1 protein-coding gene is annotated in these 799 nt (G+C 78.7%); it reads right to left on the reverse strand.

The window, feature by feature from the left end; translation table 11 throughout:
- On the reverse strand, positions 1 to 799 hold a 799-nt coding region (locus AE652_RS42395), incomplete at both ends, for a hypothetical protein (protein ID WP_063780432.1).

Genomic DNA, 799 nt, shown 5'->3' on the forward strand with positions numbered 1-799 from the left:
CGCCGTCAGCTGGGCGGGCGCCGCGCCCGGCGCGAGCCGCTGGCGCCGGCGGCGGACCAGCAGCTGCACCTCGTCCGCCGCCGAGCGCGCCGTGCGCATCAGCTCCGAGCGGATGAACCGCCGGTCGGTGGTGTCCCCGCCGTCGGAGAGCACCTTCGCCGTCCGGGGGGCGTGCGGCAGCACCCCGAGCACCGGCAGCCCGAGCTCCCGGGTCACCTCCGCCCGGGCGTACGGCCCCTCGGCGACCAGCAGCAGCCCGAGCGCGTCCGCGCCGGTGCCGGCGGCGGCCAGGTCCTCGGTCAGGGCGGCGAGCCGGGGCCGGACCGCGCTCAGCCCGCGCAGCGTGGTGCGCACGGTCGCCACCACCGCGTCGGCGCGGCGGGCCAGCACCGCGCTGTGGCCGGTGGCGCCGGAGCGGCCGAGGTCCACGATCACGTCGTAGCCCTGCTGTTCCACGCCGTGCAGCAGTTCGGCGAGCGGCTCCCAGGTGTAGGCGAGGCCGGGCGCCTGGGTGGGGTCGGTCAGCCCGGGCAGCAGCAGCCGTTCGGCGTTGCCCTCGGGAGAGAGGTCGATCAGCTGCTCCCAGATGGTCTGCGCGAGCAGCCCGCGCCGGTCGGCGACGGCCAGGTTGCGCAGCCCGTACACCGCCTCGACCCGGCCCTCCAGGGCGCCGGCGAGCACCGCGCCGCCGTCCGGGTCGGCCTCGACCAGCAGGATCCGCCGGCCGGGCGGCAGCGGCCAGGACAGCAGCAGTGCCAGGGCGGTGGTGGTGGCTCCCGGTGCGCCCGGGCCGCCGACC

Origin of the sequence: Kitasatospora sp. MY 5-36 (assembly GCF_001182915.1) — a bacterium.
In the GTDB taxonomy this organism is placed as follows: Bacteria; Actinomycetota; Actinomycetes; order Streptomycetales; family Streptomycetaceae; genus Kitasatospora.